This is a genomic window from Clostridium sp. AM54-37XD (genome assembly GCF_003478225.1).
Classification (GTDB): Bacteria; Bacillota; Clostridia; order Lachnospirales; family Lachnospiraceae; genus Coprococcus; species Coprococcus ammoniilyticus.
This window is the reverse complement of the sequence record NZ_QUEV01000006.1, coordinates 13,817-30,332: the sequence shown is the minus strand read 5'-3', so window position 1 is coordinate 30,332 and position 16,516 is coordinate 13,817. Positions and strand designations below refer to the sequence as shown.

The following is a 16,516-nucleotide window of genomic DNA, read 5'->3' as shown; positions in this document are numbered from 1 at the left end:
GGTTCTCCTTTAAATATTATAATTTCTTTCACCGAAGATACCGGTTCCAACTCGGACCATGGTAGCACCCTCCTCGACAGCTACTTCATAGTCATTTGTCATACCCATTGATAAGACATTCATATGAACATTATCAATGTTTTTAGAATTGATGTCAAGTAATAATTCCTTAAGGCGACGGAAGTGCACGCGATTCTCTTCCGGATTGGCTACAAATGGTGCAATCGTCATCAGTCCATCAATATGTATATGAGGAAAGTCTTTGATCTGCCGGATCAGGTCTTCCGTTTCCTCAACGGATACACCAAACTTGCTTTCTTCCCCTGCAACATTTACTTCTATTAAAACAGGAACAACAACATTATGCTTTGCTGCTTCTTTTTCAATCGTTTTTGCAAGATTCACGGAATCAACAGAATGTATCAGGCAGACCTTATCAACGATATATTTGACTTTGTTCGTCTGCAGATGCCCGATCATATGCCATTTGACCGGTCTGGATATATGTTCATATTTATCGACCAGTTCCTGAACCTTGTTCTCTCCAAAATTTTCAGCATCTGTATTCTGTAATAATTCTTCAATATCACTTAACGGTTTGGTCTTGCTGACAGCGATCAGAGTAACCGCATCCCTGTTCCGACCAGCCCGTTTGCATGCTTCTGTGATCTTTTTATCTATGCTTTCGTAATTTTCCTGTAACATCATTCATCACTCCTAATATATGATCTGGTTTTCCTTTACGGAGGTGGCATCCAATGCGATCCTGTCGTAAGCAGAGATACCATATGCGGTATTTGGATCAATGATCGAATAATCATCACCATCTACAATAACATCAATCTGCTTAAATACTGCAGTACCTTGTGTAACGCAGAAAACACCTTTTAATTTGTATGTGCCGGCGGTAGATGTGTTAAATGTAATATCTGATTCGTTTGCTGCAAGAACGGTATTATCATCTATATCTGCCGGGTCCACATAACAGAAATGATCATCTGTAAAATATATAGTAGGGGATATCTGTTCAACCGAAGTTGTTCCATCCGCTGTTAATACGATCTTATTAAAATATTTTTTCTCGGTTGTTCCGCTTCCTCCAGTCAGATAGCTGACTGGGATCATCAGAACATCCTTTTCGGTAATCGCTGAATTCGGAATCTTTAGTCCTTTTGTTTCTGAGAATACAAATGTGATATTCAAATAACGATCAGCGACATATTCTGCCAGATAACGGTGCATATTTATAATAATGAAATAATTTCCATCCTGTTCAACTGTTTCATACTTTGCAGATAACCGTCTGGATGAATCATTGATTGTAAACCGGATTGTTTCGTTCTTTTTGATTTTTTCATATTCTTCTTTCGTAAGCATGACTGCAATCTTCCAGTTTTCATCATCTATGATCTTATATATAGGTTTCCCGGACTCAACCACATCGCTTTTTTTCAGCATTTCTTTGGTATATTTTGTTTTATCAAAATCATCTGCTGAAAGATTGTTGATATCATAACCTTCAAAGCCATCCATGTAATAGGTTACAATACCGCTGACATTTGATTTCGAAGCTGAAAAAGTTGAATCAAATGACTGGTTTGAAGATAACTGCTCAAGCGCCATATCTTCATACATTTCCAGAACCTTATTGTCCATGGAATTTTTAAATTCATATACTTCTGAAAAATCTGACGGTGAAAATCCTGCTTTAAAAATCTGAATCTGTTTGCTTAGATCTTTATAATCATTATCGGATAACACACTGCTTCCGCTATTTTGAACATCAAACAATGCATCCTGCATGGAACCGGTTTCATCAACAGAATATACACTGGCACCCTTTGCAACTTTTTCGCCATCCCGGATATAATAGCAGACATATCCGGAGGTAGAGCTGTAATTCAAAGTTTCTTTTCTCACAGCAAGTCCGGTGGCAGTAAAATTCGTATCATAATTGCTCTCTTCCACCTGAAATACACTCAGATCATGGTCACCAAGCGACATAATGATACGAATCAACATGTATACAAACATAATTGCAAATATGATAAATCCAAAACTGATCTTCACCGGCTGCCATTTTCTCTTCTTTCTTCTTATGGAAGCCATATATATCTCCTTTTACTCCATATAATATGTGCGTATAAGACAGTTGATATGGAACTATAAAGCAGCAATGATATTATCTTTATATTCGTCCGGAACATCGGAACTGTCCGTTGCAAAACATATTATAATACTGATATTAAATTTCTCACTGATATTATTAATGATATCCAGTGCTACTTTTACCTGCTCTTTATTGACATAAGCAACAGATGTAAAATTATCAATGTAAATCTTCTCTATATCTTTTGTCTGGGAAATTATTCCGAGAACAAACCCTGCAAACATCTCCAGATTATTAACTTCATAATTAGTGCAGTTGATCATACGGACACGATTACTCAGCTCATATAAGTGCTTGTTATTATTGTCGATAAATACAACAGAACCTGCTACAACCTTTACTTCATTATTGACCTTGTCAATTAAAACCTTTGTTTTTCCTTTTCCTTTATCACCTGTAATAATCTGAATCATAATAAACCTCCTGAATGATTTAAAATATATTAAAACAGTTATTTGATTAACTGTTTATTTTGCAGTATTGATCAACATTGTCATATCATTATATAACGTACTACGGTCTTCTGCACCTGCGATAACAGCGATATATTTGTCGCCGGTATCATCCTTTACAAATTCAAGGATCAGACAATTACCCGCAGCCGTCGTCGTTCCCGATTTCCAGGATCCCAAAGAATATCCTTCCGGGAACTGAAATTCACCTGAAATATATCCATTCGTCGCTTCTAATGTAACGCTTCTTGTTTCACCATTTGCATCTGTATATGTAAAATCATAAGATGTCAGGGAATCAATCAGATATGCCAGATCATGTTTGATAAATTCTGAAAAGATCAGATAAAGATCATATGCAGTTGTATAATGGTCATCCGAATGCAGGCCGTGGCAGTTCACAAAATGCGTATTCGTAGCTCCAAGCTCATATGCCCGTTCATTCATTTTTTCAACAAATGCATCTTCGCTGCCGGCAATCCGTTCTGCCAGAAGAACACCACAATCATTATAGGAACGGATCAGCAATCCGTATAACAGGTTCTTAACTGTAACTTTACATCCTTTTGTCAGGTCACTAGCTCCGACGTTATTTTCCTGAAAGGTAACGGTATGACTTAAAGTAATGGTTTCATCAAGCGATAAGGAACCATCTTCAATCGCTTCAATCACAAGAAGTCCTGTCATTAATTTTGTCATACTGGCAGGATATATTTTATCATGTGCATTATGGACGACCAACGCTTCCTGTGTTGTATCGTTCAACAGTACCGCAGCTTTTGTATCTTTATAATTATCATCCGCCAGGCTTTCACCATCCGGAATGACCGTATGTTTTTCTCCGAAACTGTCTGTACTGTACAGCGGCAGATTTTCTGATATTCCAAGCACAAGCTGATCACTGGTATCATAGCTTCGTCTGGCACATCCGGTAAACAGGATGCCGATTGTCAGGATGGAAATCAGCAGTTTTATCTGATATTTCATATCAAACTCTCCATTGTTTATTTGTAAAATTCTCTCCAGTCCAAATCGCCCCGATCAAGCGCCTTGATCAGAAGCTCTGCAGTCGCAAGATTGGTTGCTAATGGAATATTGTGCATATCACAAAGTAAAAATATATTATTGATATCCGGCTCATGAGCCTTTGGATGTAATGGATCTCTCAGAAAAATAACCATATCAATATCATTATTTTCAATCTGGGAACCTAACTGCTGTTCCCCTCCGAGATGTCCAGCGATATATTTATGAACATTAAGGTTTGTGACCTCTTCGATCAAACGTCCTGTCGTTCCTGTTGCATATAATTCATTTTTGCTTAAGATTCCTCTGTATGCAATGCAAAAATTCTGCATCAGTTTTTTCTTTGCGTCATGTGCTATTAACCCTATATTCATAGCTCTCCTCCTAATACTTTTTCTTTTGCAGGTTTATGTTCAAAACGAGTCCGATTCCGGCACTCATACTGACAAGCGAACTTAGTCCGTAACTGATGAACGGGAGCGGCAGTCCTGTATTCGGCAAAAGTGCTGTTGCAACTCCGATGTTGATAAATGTCTGGAATGCAACAAGCGCCCCAATACCTGTCGCAATATACATTCCTTTTTTATCTTTTGCATGCCTGGCAACCCGAATACATTGTAACACTATCAGGCATAAAATTGCAATAATAATAACACTTCCAATGAATCCTAATTCTTCTCCGACCGCCGAAAAAATGAAATCTGTCTGCTGCTCAGAAATCAGATTGGTATCTTTTACGGTAGCTACCGTTGAATTGTTGATCCCTTTTCCGGATAGCTGACCGGAACCGATTGCCATAACTGAATTATCCTGCTGGTCAGACGAAGCACCATATTCACTTCCGTATATATGTCCCAGAATACGATTAATCTGATAAGTTTTCAAAAACTGAGGCAGATTATCCTGCTGAATATACCAGATAAATCCTCCAAATGCGGGAACCAGGACCAGAATCATGATACCGATCAGCTTCAGACTCAGCCCTCCGACAAATATAATGATAAAAAGCGTTGCCATAACACAGATTGAGGTTGAAAGGTCTGGTTCGGCCACAATCAGTCCAACAGGAACAGCCAAAAATACTGCAAGCTTTGCAAGTACTTTTGGCGTGTTAAGATTTTCATAATTTTTTTCCAGAAATGCAGCCGTACACAGGATCAGAATGATTTTTGCAAATTCTGATGGCTGAATGGTGAACGAATCTGATATATAAAACCATCGATGAACTCCTGTATCTCCGCCACCGGAACCTGCGACAAGAACCAGAAACAACAGACCGATATTGATGACATAGAGTACCATATAATATTTGCAAATAAAATTATAATCGATCAGTGATACAACGATCATACCGATGATACATGCACTGACACCGATCAATTGTTTCGTCAGGAAGTCCGGACGAACGCTGCAGATCGTAATGCTTCCCATGATCATGGCTGCGATCACGAACAGGATCAGCTTAAAATTATAATTGATCAGTCTGTACTTTTTCTCCGTTGATATGTCCATCTGTTTGAAGTGTTTCATCTTTTTCTTTTTCCTTTTTCATATGTATTCCTTTAACCGGGATCTTGGCGATCAGGAAGGATTCTGAAAGCTGTACGGTTGTATTTGGCGAATCAATATTAACATAATTAGAAACGCATTTACACAGATCATCCCGGATCCTTGTGATGACATCTGGCGTACATCCGATCCGGTCGGCCATCAGGATATATTTTAAACGTTCTCTGGCATAATGACCAGAATTATAACTTACAACATTGTTGATTACCTTGATATCTTTCATTCCTACCACTCACCCCTTTTATGCATGTTTTTTTCGAAATAACCGTTTGAAAGGGTTTCGCCGGATCGATGTATTGTAATCAGTCAAGGGAATACTGTCGCCAAGAATCCGTTTACAGATATCGATATAGGCATTGCCGGATGTTGTATTGCTTCCAGCAAGTGGTTCTCCTTTATTTGTTGATATAACGATCTGTTCATCATCCGGTATTACACCCAGAAGGTTGACGGCTAGAATATCAACAACATCATCGACAGACATCATGTCACCTTTTTTTACCATATCATATCGTACCCGGTTGATGATAAGGTCAATCGACGTAATCTCATTTGCTTCTAACAGCCCGATAACACGGTCTGCATCCCGGATCGCAGATACCTCTGGTGTTGTAACAACAATTGCTCTGTCTGCGGCTGCAATAGCATTTTTAAATCCCTGTTCGATTCCGGCAGGACAATCAATGATTATATAATCAAAATCCGAACGCATTTCATCGATCAATTTTATGATCTGTTCCGGAGAAACAGCGGTTTTGTCCCTGGTCTGTGCACATGGCATTAGAAAAAGCTCCGGATTGTTCCTGTCTTTTATCAATGCCTGCTTATAGCGGCAGTTTCCTTCTACTACATCAACCAGATTATAAACAATACGGTTTTCCAGTCCGAGGACGATATCCAGATTTCGCAGTCCGATATCCGTATCGATCATGACCACTCTTTTTTTCAGACCTGCAAGACCTGTGCCGATATTGGCTGAAGTTGTGGTTTTACCAACGCCTCCCTTTCCTGATGTAACAACAATTACTTCACTCATAAAACACCTCCGTAAATTATCTTTTCATACTGATTTTTAGAATTTTTATCTTATAGTGAAGCTTGCGACAGCGGCTGAAAGATCAGTTGGTCATTTTCACAGTATGCTATCACTGCATCCTTTGTATTTAATTTATCATGAACTGTCGTTTTGCTGCATAGCTGACAGTTCCGATCTTTATATGAACCGGTTCCATGGTAAGAGCCAGTACAAAGCGTTTTTTCTGCAAATCTTTTCCGGCGACTGCACTTCCATGCAAGTTGCCGAGGATAATGATATTTCCACCGGAAATAACTTTTGCTCTTTTTTCAACATTACCAATTATTATAATACTTTTTTTTACTTCAAGTGTTTGACCACTCCGAATGTTTCCGTAAAAAAACAGGTTGTTATCTTCTGAAGATGAAACATTCTGACCTGCGGTATCATCTGGTGATACTTTTTTATTTGAAGCGGCCGTATCTGTAGCAGGAGCTTCATGTCTAATAACATGATCCACATGTGCTGTATGTCCGACAGCGGCGGGCTGCCGGTGTTTTGACCTGTGCGGAGGAATATCAATCTGATTGCAGAGATCCTCTGTTCTCCCTTTATCAGGAATATCGCAAATAAATTCCACCTCAGTCTCCGGCAGATGATTTAATGCAAACAGAATCTGCGCAATCTCCTCTCGGCTCAACTCCCGTCCTTCAAAAGAAACAGAAATTTTTCCTTCTTTTTTTAAAAATGCATTTTGATGCTGTAATTTTTCTTTTATATCCATCAGGAGCTGCTCCAATGGATCATCATTATGAAATATAATTCTGATCCCGTGGCTGTTCGCCTTAATAATAACGTCGGTATTCATGTTTCTTACCTCGTTTTCATAAATATAACTGTTCAAAAATGAATTTATCCGACGTATCTTATCTTTTAATCTGAAAGTGCATTGTTACCGGTGATCGTTGTATTTTCAAGTACATCCGGATCGTATAAATAGGCATATACAAGTCCGGTCAATTCGACTGCATTACCGGAAGAATATCCAAACGGGATTACACTTGTAACCGTAACTTCAGGATTTTTATATGGTGCAAATGATACAAATAACGCATGGTTCGGTCTGGCATCACTCTGCTGGGCCGTACCTGTTTTGCCGGCTACTGCAACATTGATCTGATTAATCAAAGCACTGCTGCTCGTATGGACGGAAACAACCTGACGCATGCCCTGTCTGACAACATTCCATTGCTCGGCAGGAAAATCGAGCTGGTTGTGAACCTTGTGCTCATTTTTATATACAACATTACCGTTAATATCCTTGATATCTGAAACAAGACTCAGGTCATAGCATGTACCACTGTTTGCTAGTGTTGTAACATATCGGGCAAGCTGTGTTGCTGTAAAGTTATTTGTACCTTGTCCAATCGCAGTACGGATCGCATCCGCATCTGATATCTGCGGTTTACTTTCCGGCAGTTCAATGCCGGAGGTGCTGTCAAATCCAAACATACCTGCATATTTCTGAAGCCGTTCTACACCAGTGATATCGCTATAGGTTCCGGTATCTTGTGTTGCCATACGGTAACCCAGTTCATAGAAGAAATAGTTACAGGATTCTTCGATTGCCTTGGATATACCGATTGTCCCATGTGCTGATGGATAAATCCAGCATTTCGCAGGTGTTTCTGTTTTATCAAAATATCCTTTGGTCTGGATCACGTCATTAATACCGATTGCGCCTTCATTCATTGCTGCAAATGCAGTTATCATCTTGAAGGTGGATCCGGGAGCTGTCTGCTGCATCGTTGCTCTGCTGTACATTGGTGTTGTCTTGTCCGACGTAATTTTTGCATAATAATCTGCATCAATGGAATTTGTGAGCTGATTATTATCATAACTTGGATAACTTGTCATTGCTTTTACAGCTCCGGAATTTGGATCAGTCACAACGATCGAGCCGGAACATGGATCCAGTGCCAGCATGGCAGGAGTTATCTCATATTGTTCTATTTTTTTACACATAAAGTCAAAGCTGCTGATGGATCCTGCCTTATAATCGGAATAGTCCTCATCTGTTGCCATATTTAAGATACCCTGGTCATATAACAGATTAATAACCTGACTTCCTGTAAGTTCTCCTGATATTATCATATATTTGAAAACAAGTTTGTCGAAACTGGTATTATTTTCAAATTCTTTTAAAATATATTCCGTCAGCACATTGTAGATTTCATCTGTATCATAATAGTCACTTTTCGTTGAAATACAGGAAATGTCGATTGCGCCCTGGCTGATCGCATATTTCAGATACTCACACAGCGAAATATTATTATTGATATAAGATACATAGGTATCATCTGTTTTTGATATCTTGCTTGAACTGTAAATGCCTGCATCACTTAATTGTTCGCAGATAAATTCCATATAATCCTGATACTGTTCTGTCAGATTATATAATGGTATATGACTTGAATTCAGGATATCATCCAGTCTTCCAAGTGTATAGCTTTTGGAACTCTGAAATGTATCATTTACTGAACGCTCAAGATCTGTGGCATCCTTTGCTGCCAGATCGTCAATGCTGATAATGTTATTATCAAATAATGCAAAATAAACGTCAGTGATCGGGATATCATCTTTGTCATTTGATGTTGTTACATTTTTAATATGTGCAAGCAGGATGGAAGTAATTTCCTTTTCCAGAGCATTATAACAGTATTTTTGAAGATCCGAGTCAATCGTCAGATAAATGTCATTTCCTGCTACAGAATCCTGCGAATCAATAACCTCGATCACCTTCCCCAGATTATCTACATACATTTTCTGATATCCGTCTTTACCACGCAGATAAGATTCAAATTCACTTTCCAACCCGGCCTTTCCGATCATGTCATCAGCCGTATATTTTTCGGAATCATCCAGATTCTCGTTATATTTGTCCATCTCTTCATTTGAGATATTTCCGATATATCCGATAATATGTGCGTAATAAATAGCATCATTATAGACACGGTGGGATTCTACGTTTACTTCCATGCCTGGTAGTTCATTTGAATTTTCTTTGATCGTTGCATAGCTTTCCTCGCTGATACCATCCGCAAGCTGGACAGACATGTATTGCTGGTAACGGTTCAGCCAGATCTCATACCGGACGGCAAGAATCTTTAATGCTGCTTCATCCGAATAAGTATCTGAAATATTGAAGAGATCCTTTCCTCTCATATAACGGAATACATCTTCTGCTGTTGAGGATGCCTGCTGATCTGTCAGTTTATCGACAGAGCTGGCACTGTATACATTCATAAGAAAAGTATTCAATGATGTTCCTGATACTGTAAACTCAAATCCTTTTCCTGTCAGCTTGATCGGCAGACTGACTGATATTTTATCTCCATTCTGCTCCAGAATCAGGATTGTTTTATATACTATATCATTTCGCAGTTCGTTGGATGTTGTTCCCTGTGCAGCAGCAATCTCTGACAGATCGGTAGCACTGTTATATGACAATGTATAGGAAGCTTCATTATAAGCAATCAGTTTTCCGTTACAATCGTATATATTTCCACGGGTTGCTTTCACCGAGACTGTTTTCACTGATTTATAGGTAAAGCTTTCCTGATACTTTTCTCCGTTTACGATCTGTAGATCAAACAGACGGTAAACCAGTACACCAAAGAGAACCAGAACGATCAATGTCACAACAAACAACCGGTGTTTTACATGTTCTACAATATTTTCTTTTATCAGATTCAAAAATTCTTTTATCATTGTATTTTCCTTCCAGTTCTTATTCGTTTGCTTTTTCCAGACGCTTCAGTGTCTTGTTCACAAATACAAAAAACTTGAATATAAAGAGTGTGATCAATGCTGTATAGATCATTTCCGGAAGAATGATATCCTTCAGATAGGTTGAAAATTCCAGCCTGTTCCGCAACAAGAAAAAGATAATATATGTTGCAAAATTAAAAAACAGATCGTCGATCAGAATGATCAGCATTGGTAAAAGAACATCTTCCACCAGATATAAACGGTGGAAAAATCCATTGCAATATCCAAGAATCATATAAAGTATCATAAACGGTCCAATCGCATATCCAAAATACAGATCATACAGAAAACCGCAGAAAAAACCAACCAGCATTCCTTCTTTTCTACCGCGCATAAGACCAAAAGAAACTGTCAGTATCAGCATCAGATCCGGTGCTGTTCCGGCAATTTCTATATAGGGAAATAATGCAGTCTGTAATACAAAACATATAATGATCAAAATTCCTAATGTAAATACTCGTTTCAATTCTGTTTCAACCTTCTTCTACCATTTAGTTCTGTCAATTGTTTTTAATCTGTAACATTTTTCTTTGTCTGGCGGATCACCAGAACCTCTTCAATATTAGAAAAATCAGCAGCCGGCGTAATATACGCTGTCTTGGTCAGATTGTTGGAATCATTTTCTATCTTTGCAATATAGCCTATATTGATTCCAGAAAGATATTTGCTCGAAACATGTGAGGTCACAACCTGATCTCCTTCTGATATATCTGCATCTTTATCTATATTTTCCGCAAGCAGGTAGCCGTCTGCATAATTCGTTAGGCTTCCGGATACATTACAGATTGCCTGAGCCGGCAGGATTGTTGCATTTACATTTGTTGTATCATCGATGATCGAACGGACCTTTGCATAATCCGCTCCAATCTCTGTGATAATTCCGCACAGACCATTTCCATATAATACATTACAACCAATAGACAGTCCATCATCGGTTCCTTTGTCAATATAAAAGACATCAAACCAGTTTCCGGTATCCTTAGATATAACTCTTGCTCCTGTCTTATCATAATCAGTATACTGTGCATCCAGCTCATACAGCTTCTGCAGCCGGTCCAGCTCATAAGAGTTCTGTTCATATTGGGCAAGTGTGGATCTATAGGTATCCAGTTGTTCCTTTAACTGATCGTTTTCCGCCACGATATCTTCGTAATTTTTCAGTGCTTCTGCCTTGGATTCTACCCAGCTTCCTACTGTATTTACTCCTTTTTGCATTGGAAGAATAAACGTGTTTGTTGCATTACGGACTGACGGCATTATACTGTCAAAAAACAGTGATGCGATCATTAAAACTACACATACTATCGTTAATGCAAGCAAAAAATATTTTGGAGTTATTTCTATTCTTTTTCTGTTACGACGTCTCATTCAACATTCCTCTTTCTGCCAGACTGACAAAACAATTATTCCCTATAATAATATGATCAGATAACAGGATTCCAAGCATTCTGCCTGCTTCTGCTACTCTCTTTGTCAAGCAGATATCCTGTCTGCTTGGTTCCGGATTCCCGGATGGATGATTATGCAGCAAAACAACATATGCTGCGTGATAGCTTAAGGCATCTATAAAGATATCCCTTGGAGATATAACTGCATGATCGATCGTTCCCTCTGATATACAGTTTTCTCCCAACAAACAATGTCTGGAATCAAACAACAGGCTGTAAACCCGCTCTTTATCCAGATATTTGGTACGTTCCATAAAATAATCTGCTATACTCTGCGGATTGCCAAATGTCAGAAATGGCTTATATTCCGCTTCCGCTATCCGTCTTGATAATTCACCGATACATTGCATCTGGATCGCTTTTACATATCCGATCCCATCAATCGACATCAGTTCTTCCAATGTCAGATGCTTCAGCCCGACTAAGCCTTTATGAACCGAATGACGGTTCAGAATACGCTGGGCTGTAACCAGTGCATTTTCTTTTCGGCTTCCGCTTCGAAGTATAACTGCAAGCAGTTCAGCATCATTCAAAGCGGATGGACCACTCTGCTGACATTTTTCATATGGCCGCTCTGTAACAGCCATATCCCGCATTGTAAAATTAGAATTCATATGTCCTCCTTTTCTCTCCGCCTCTCCAATGTCTGAAAGAAAGGTGACATTCGAACTAAATCTACCACACTATAAGGTTATTTTCTACCATTTTTTGCAATGTCATTACAATTCCAAATTTTGCATGCTGATAGGTAAGTCCTCCCTGAAAATATACAGCATACGGTTCTCTCATAGGGGCATCCGCACTAAGTTCAATTGAAGAACCGGATACAAATGCACCGGCCGCCATGATGACAGGAGAATCATATCCAGGCATATCCCATGGTACAGGCTTTACATAACTGTCAACAGGTGCAGCCGCCTGAATCCCTTCACAGAAAGCAACCACACGTTCCGGTGTCTGAAGTTCAACTGCCTGTATGATATCAAAACGATCCTCTGTCTTATTCGGGACTGTCTTAAAACCAAGATTTTCATATACATTTGCAGCAAAAATCGCACCCTTTAAAGCACTTGCCGTAACCGATGGAGCCATGAATAAGCCCTGCGCAAAAGCCTTTGTATTATTTAAAGATGCACCAACCTCTTTGCCAAGTCCCGGAGTTGTAAGACGGTATGCGGCATTTTCCACATATTCCTTCTTACCACAGATATAACCACCGATCGGAGCCAGTCCGCCACCCGGATTCTTGATCAGGGAACCTGCGATCAGATCTGCGCCATAGTCTGTTGGTTCTTGATCCTGAACAAATTCACCATAACAGTTATCTACCATACAGATGATGTCCGGACGGATACTCTTTACAAATGTGATCACTTCTCCGATCTTCTCACAGGATAAAGTCGGACGTACGGCATAACCCTTGGAACGCTGGATCTCCACAAGCTTTGTGTGTTCATTGATCGCATTTCGGATCCCTTCAAAATCAAACTCTCCTTCCGGTGTCAGATCTACCTGGGCGTATGTAACACCATATTCTGCCAAAGAACCCGGTGAAGGGCGAAGTCCGATGATCTCATCCATCGTATCATATGGTTTTCCTGAGATTGCAAGCAGTTCATCTCCCGGTCTTAAGTTACCAAATAACGCCGTACAGATCGCATGTGTTCCACAGGTGATCTGAGAACGGACCAGCGCATCTTCCGTATGGAATACATCTGCATAGATCCGTTCGAGTGCATCTCGTCCGTCATCGGTATAACCATATCCGGAGGAACCTGCAAAATGTGCTTCCGCCAGACGATTATCCTGCATGGCTTTGATGACCTTCATCTGGTTGATCTCACAGATGGCATCGATCGCTGCAAAACGGTCCTTTAAGCTGTCTTCAATCTTCTGACAGTAATCAAATACCCGTTCATCAATGTGTAAGGATGTATAATAATCTTTTAATAATGTGTTCATTTTATCTGCTCCATTTTATTTTATGAAATAATTCCCTTTGACCGCAACTGTTCAAGCATGAAATCCATAATGGTATCTTCTGATGTGAATTCACTCTTATCCACCCAGGTGACTTCTTTTTCCCTCTTAAACCATGTGATCTGACGCTTGGCGAAATGTCTGGTATCACGTTTTAAGATATATAGGGCTTCATCCAGAGATGTTACACCATCCAGATAATCGAGGATCTCTTTATATCCAAGCCCCTGCATGGATATCAGATCTTTTGTATATCCCTGATCCTTTAATGCCTTTACCTCTTCGATCAATCCCTGTTCTACCATGATGTCAATTCGCCTGTCTATTCTATCATATAATTTTGATCTTGCATCATTTAACACAAAATATTCAAAATTATATGGAGAAATCCGTTTGGATTCTTTCTCGTTATGTTCGGAGATCGGGTTTCCTGTCTCTTTATAGAATTCCAACGCCCGGATCACACGTTTGCGATTGTTATAATGAATGGCTGCGGCTGACGCCGGATCCACTTTTTCAAGCATCTGATGAAGGTAGAGATTTCCATGTTTTTCCGCAAGCTGTTCCAGATAAGTACGATAGCTTTTATCATCGTCATTTTCATCGAAATGAATATCGTATAAAACTGCCTGAATATAAAAGCCGGTTCCGCCGACAATGACAGGTATCCGTCCTCTGGCATAGATATCATCCATCGCCTTTGTTGCAAGTTCTTTAAATAATACAACATTAAACGGCTCCTTCGGATCTAATACATCGATCAGATGATGGGGAATGCCATCCATTTCCTCCGGCATGATCTTGGCAGTTCCGATATCCATCTTTCGATAGACCTGCATGGAATCTGCAGAAATGATCTCACCATTTATTCTTTTTGCAAGACCGATCGACAGATTTGTTTTACCTACGGCTGTCGGTCCGGTTAATATAACAAGAGGCTTCATTTGCTGCTCCATTTCTATATAAGTTTAATTACTAAACAATTCGTTTGAATTTCTTTTCCAGTTCTGTCTCTGTCATGGAGATCAGGGTTGGTCTGCCATGCGGACAGGTATATGGATTTTCAAGCTTCATCAACTGATCGATCAGGATGTCTGCTTCCTTAAAGCTAATGGAAGTATTCCCCTTTATCGCAGCTTTACATGCCATTGTGGAAAGTTTACTGATAAATGTATCAATCGTCTGCTTCTGTCCGTTTTCGGATAACTCTCCGATAAATTCCAGAAATAATTCTCTGCCGTCTAATCCGAACAGATTTGCCGGAACGGCTGACAGCTTGTATTCTTTTCCACCGAAGCCTTCAATCTGAAATCCCAGATTCTGGAAAAATTCCAGATTTTCCCGTAAGAACTCTGATTCTGTTCCGCTCAAGGATACGATCGCAGGTGGCATCAGATACTGAGGAATGGCAGTCTTATTCTTATAGTTTGCCATTAATTCCTCAAATTTTACCTTTTCATGTGCGGCATGCTGATCCATGATAAAGAACTTATCTTCGTACTCGATCAGCCAGTATGTCTTAAATAACTGCCCGATGATCCGGTGCTTTTTCTTAGCTTCCGGTGTCAGAAATTTATCTTCAAACATATCCATCTGCTCGTATTTAATCTTAGCTTCCGATGTGATCGGTTCCTGTTTCTTCTGTTCTGATGTTTCGTTAGTCTGTACACTCGCTTCAGCAGAATTTAATGCTGTCTTTGCCGGTTGTGTCAAATACGGAACAATATTTTCAGCAACCATATTATTTGTGATATTTTTACCAGACTGATTATCTTCTTTCAAATATTGGATTTCAACCGGCGAGCTGCTTCTGTTTTCCATCGTAACAGATGGTGTCGGTGTTGGTTGAGCAGATATACCTGAATTTGCCGGTTGCATTGGCATGCCTGGCTTTTCCTGCTGCGCTGGCCTTGCCGGCTGCGGAGGAAGCTCTGCGGCTCTCCTGTTAGCTTCGAATGGCTCCGGGCGCTTCTCCACCTTGCGTTCTGCCAGTGTCTCCGGCCGCTTATCCTTTCCCGGTGTAACAGTCGGGATAAGTTCTTTAAATAACAGCGCCTTTCTGACACTGATATAAGTAAAATCATACATATCCGGTTCATTTATGAACTTCAATTCCCGTTTTGCAGGATGGATATTTACATCGATCAGAGATGGATCAATCTCAAAATTGATAACTGTAAATGGAAATTTATGAACCATAACAAAGGTACGATATGCATCTTCGATTGCCTTTGTTAATATATTGCTCTTTATATACCTTTGGTTTACATAATAATCTTCAAATGAACGGTTACCTCTGGATATACTCGGTTTTGCAAGATATCCTGTGATCTTTACCTGATCATTTGCTGCATGGATTTCCAGAAGGTTATTCGTAATATCTCTACCATATATATGATAGATGATCTCTTTTAGTCTGCCGTTGCCGGATGTAAATAGCTTATCTGTTCCATTCATAATAAACTTAAATGAAACATCCGGATGTGACATTGCCATACGACAGACAAGATCGTAGATATACGAGCCCTCTGTTGCAGGCGTCTTCATGAATTTCTTTCTGGCAGGTGTATTATAAAACAGATTTCTTACAACAATCGTTGTACCAAGCGGTGCGCCGATTTCCTCATTTGAGATCTCTTTTCCGCCGTGGATCTGGTATCTGGTTCCGGTAAGCGCATCTTCCTGCTTGGTGATCAGCTCTACCTGGCAACTGCGGCTATACTAGATAACGCCTCGCCACGGAAGCCTAAGGATGCGATCTTTAACAGATCATCCGCCGTCTGAAGCTTACTGGTTGCATGACGAAGGAAGGCAACCGGAACTTCCTCCTTTGAGATACCACATCCATTGTCTGTGATACGGATAAAGCTCATACCACCTTCTTTGATCTCGATGGTGATCGCAGTTGCACCCGCATCGATGGAATTCTCCACTAATTCTTTTATAACCGAGCCGGGACGTTCGATCACTTCACCGGCTGCGATCTTATCAATTGTATATTGATCCAGTAATTTTATCATAGGTT

The 16,516-nt window shown here is 39.7% G+C and carries 15 protein-coding genes and 1 pseudogene; all 16 read right to left on the bottom strand.

Going from position 1 to position 16,516, the window contains the following annotated elements:
* Positions 1–9 precede the first annotated feature (9 nt).
* The 16 genes and pseudogenes from DXA07_RS06860 to mutL all read right to left on the bottom strand — a co-directional run bounded on the left by DXA07_RS06860 (position 10) and on the right by mutL (position 16,511).
* Complete coding sequence (locus DXA07_RS06860) at positions 10–705, bottom strand: YggS family pyridoxal phosphate-dependent enzyme (RefSeq protein WP_117784845.1); 696 nt, start codon at positions 703–705, stop codon at positions 10–12.
* A 12-nt stretch (positions 706–717) separates the two neighbouring features.
* Entirely contained in the window at positions 718–2,109 is a 1,392-nt protein-coding gene (locus DXA07_RS13045) for an HlyD family efflux transporter periplasmic adaptor subunit (RefSeq protein ID WP_173783615.1), read from the bottom strand.
* 54 nt (positions 2,110–2,163) lie between these two features.
* Positions 2,164–2,583 carry a twitching motility protein PilT gene (locus tag DXA07_RS06845; protein ID WP_117807557.1) on the bottom strand — a complete coding sequence of 140 codons (420 nt, stop codon included), beginning with the start codon at positions 2,581–2,583 and terminating at the stop codon, positions 2,164–2,166.
* A 54-nt stretch (positions 2,584–2,637) separates the two neighbouring features.
* On the bottom strand, positions 2,638–3,609 hold the full coding sequence (locus DXA07_RS06840) for a serine hydrolase (RefSeq protein ID WP_117784847.1): 972 nt from the start codon (positions 3,607–3,609) through the stop codon (positions 2,638–2,640).
* Between the two features lie 17 nt (positions 3,610–3,626).
* Positions 3,627–4,022 (bottom strand): methylglyoxal synthase, encoded by a 396-nt coding sequence (locus DXA07_RS06835; protein WP_021943866.1) that lies wholly within the window; start codon positions 4,020–4,022, stop codon positions 3,627–3,629.
* A 10-nt stretch (positions 4,023–4,032) separates the two neighbouring features.
* A complete protein-coding gene (locus tag DXA07_RS06830) occupies positions 4,033–5,178 on the bottom strand; it encodes an FtsW/RodA/SpoVE family cell cycle protein (RefSeq protein WP_182427476.1) in 1,146 nt (381 codons plus the stop codon).
* The gene (locus tag DXA07_RS06825) at positions 5,117–5,440 is read right to left on the bottom strand and encodes a cell division topological specificity factor MinE (protein ID WP_021943864.1); all 324 of its coding nucleotides are present in this window, start codon (positions 5,438–5,440) and stop codon (positions 5,117–5,119) included. The genes DXA07_RS06830 and DXA07_RS06825 overlap by 62 nt, the downstream gene beginning before the upstream one ends.
* Before the next feature lie 18 nt (positions 5,441–5,458).
* Positions 5,459–6,253 (bottom strand): septum site-determining protein MinD, encoded by a 795-nt coding sequence (gene minD / locus DXA07_RS06820; RefSeq protein ID WP_117784848.1) that lies wholly within the window; start codon positions 6,251–6,253, stop codon positions 5,459–5,461.
* Positions 6,254–6,380: 127 nt separating this feature from the next.
* The gene (locus DXA07_RS06815) at positions 6,381–7,100 is read right to left on the bottom strand and encodes a septum site-determining protein MinC (RefSeq protein WP_118483990.1); all 720 of its coding nucleotides are present in this window, start codon (positions 7,098–7,100) and stop codon (positions 6,381–6,383) included.
* A 65-nt stretch (positions 7,101–7,165) separates the two neighbouring features.
* A complete protein-coding gene (locus DXA07_RS06810; protein ID WP_118483988.1) occupies positions 7,166–10,003 on the bottom strand; it encodes a penicillin-binding transpeptidase domain-containing protein in 2,838 nt (945 codons plus the stop codon).
* A 19-nt stretch (positions 10,004–10,022) separates the two neighbouring features.
* A complete protein-coding gene (gene mreD, locus DXA07_RS06805) occupies positions 10,023–10,529 on the bottom strand; it encodes a rod shape-determining protein MreD (protein WP_117807560.1) in 507 nt (168 codons plus the stop codon).
* A 44-nt stretch (positions 10,530–10,573) separates the two neighbouring features.
* Positions 10,574–11,431: a rod shape-determining protein MreC gene (gene mreC, locus DXA07_RS06800; protein ID WP_117807561.1), complete on the bottom strand. Its 858-nt coding sequence runs from the start codon at positions 11,429–11,431 to the stop codon at positions 10,574–10,576.
* Positions 11,418–12,125, bottom strand: a complete 708-nt coding sequence (gene radC, locus DXA07_RS06795) for a DNA repair protein RadC (RefSeq protein ID WP_021943858.1) — start codon at positions 12,123–12,125, stop codon at positions 11,418–11,420. The genes mreC and radC overlap by 14 nt, the downstream gene beginning before the upstream one ends.
* 61 nt (positions 12,126–12,186) lie before the next feature.
* Entirely contained in the window at positions 12,187–13,473 is a 1,287-nt protein-coding gene (locus DXA07_RS06790; RefSeq protein ID WP_118483986.1) for a methionine gamma-lyase family protein, read from the bottom strand.
* Between the two features lie 20 nt (positions 13,474–13,493).
* Entirely contained in the window at positions 13,494–14,435 is a 942-nt protein-coding gene (gene miaA / locus DXA07_RS06785; protein ID WP_118483984.1) for a tRNA (adenosine(37)-N6)-dimethylallyltransferase MiaA, read from the bottom strand.
* Between the two features lie 31 nt (positions 14,436–14,466).
* Positions 14,467–16,511 (bottom strand): annotated as a pseudogene (mutL, locus tag DXA07_RS06780) (DNA mismatch repair endonuclease MutL).
* Positions 16,512–16,516 lie beyond the last annotated feature (5 nt).

Coding starts and splice junctions, on each gene's coding strand:
- DXA07_RS06860 (WP_117784845.1), bottom strand. CDS start 705: ATGTTACAGGAAAATTACGAAAGCATAGATAAAAAGATCACAGAAGCA.
- DXA07_RS13045 (WP_173783615.1), bottom strand. CDS start 2,109: ATGGCTTCCATAAGAAGAAAGAAGAGAAAATGGCAGCCGGTGAAGATC.
- DXA07_RS06845 (WP_117807557.1), bottom strand. CDS start 2,583: ATGATTCAGATTATTACAGGTGATAAAGGAAAAGGAAAAACAAAGGTT.
- DXA07_RS06840 (WP_117784847.1), bottom strand. CDS start 3,609: ATGAAATATCAGATAAAACTGCTGATTTCCATCCTGACAATCGGCATC.
- DXA07_RS06835 (WP_021943866.1), bottom strand. CDS start 4,022: ATGAATATAGGGTTAATAGCACATGACGCAAAGAAAAAACTGATGCAG.
- DXA07_RS06830 (WP_182427476.1), bottom strand. CDS start 5,178: ATGAAACACTTCAAACAGATGGACATATCAACGGAGAAAAAGTACAGA.
- DXA07_RS06825 (WP_021943864.1), bottom strand. CDS start 5,440: ATGAAAGATATCAAGGTAATCAACAATGTTGTAAGTTATAATTCTGGT.
- minD (WP_117784848.1), bottom strand. CDS start 6,253: ATGAGTGAAGTAATTGTTGTTACATCAGGAAAGGGAGGCGTTGGTAAA.
- DXA07_RS06815 (WP_118483990.1), bottom strand. CDS start 7,100: ATGAATACCGACGTTATTATTAAGGCGAACAGCCACGGGATCAGAATT.
- DXA07_RS06810 (WP_118483988.1), bottom strand. CDS start 10,003: ATGATAAAAGAATTTTTGAATCTGATAAAAGAAAATATTGTAGAACAT.
- mreC (WP_117807561.1), bottom strand. CDS start 11,431: ATGAGACGTCGTAACAGAAAAAGAATAGAAATAACTCCAAAATATTTT.
- radC (WP_021943858.1), bottom strand. CDS start 12,125: ATGAATTCTAATTTTACAATGCGGGATATGGCTGTTACAGAGCGGCCA.
- DXA07_RS06790 (WP_118483986.1), bottom strand. CDS start 13,473: ATGAACACATTATTAAAAGATTATTATACATCCTTACACATTGATGAA.
- miaA (WP_118483984.1), bottom strand. CDS start 14,435: ATGAAGCCTCTTGTTATATTAACCGGACCGACAGCCGTAGGTAAAACA.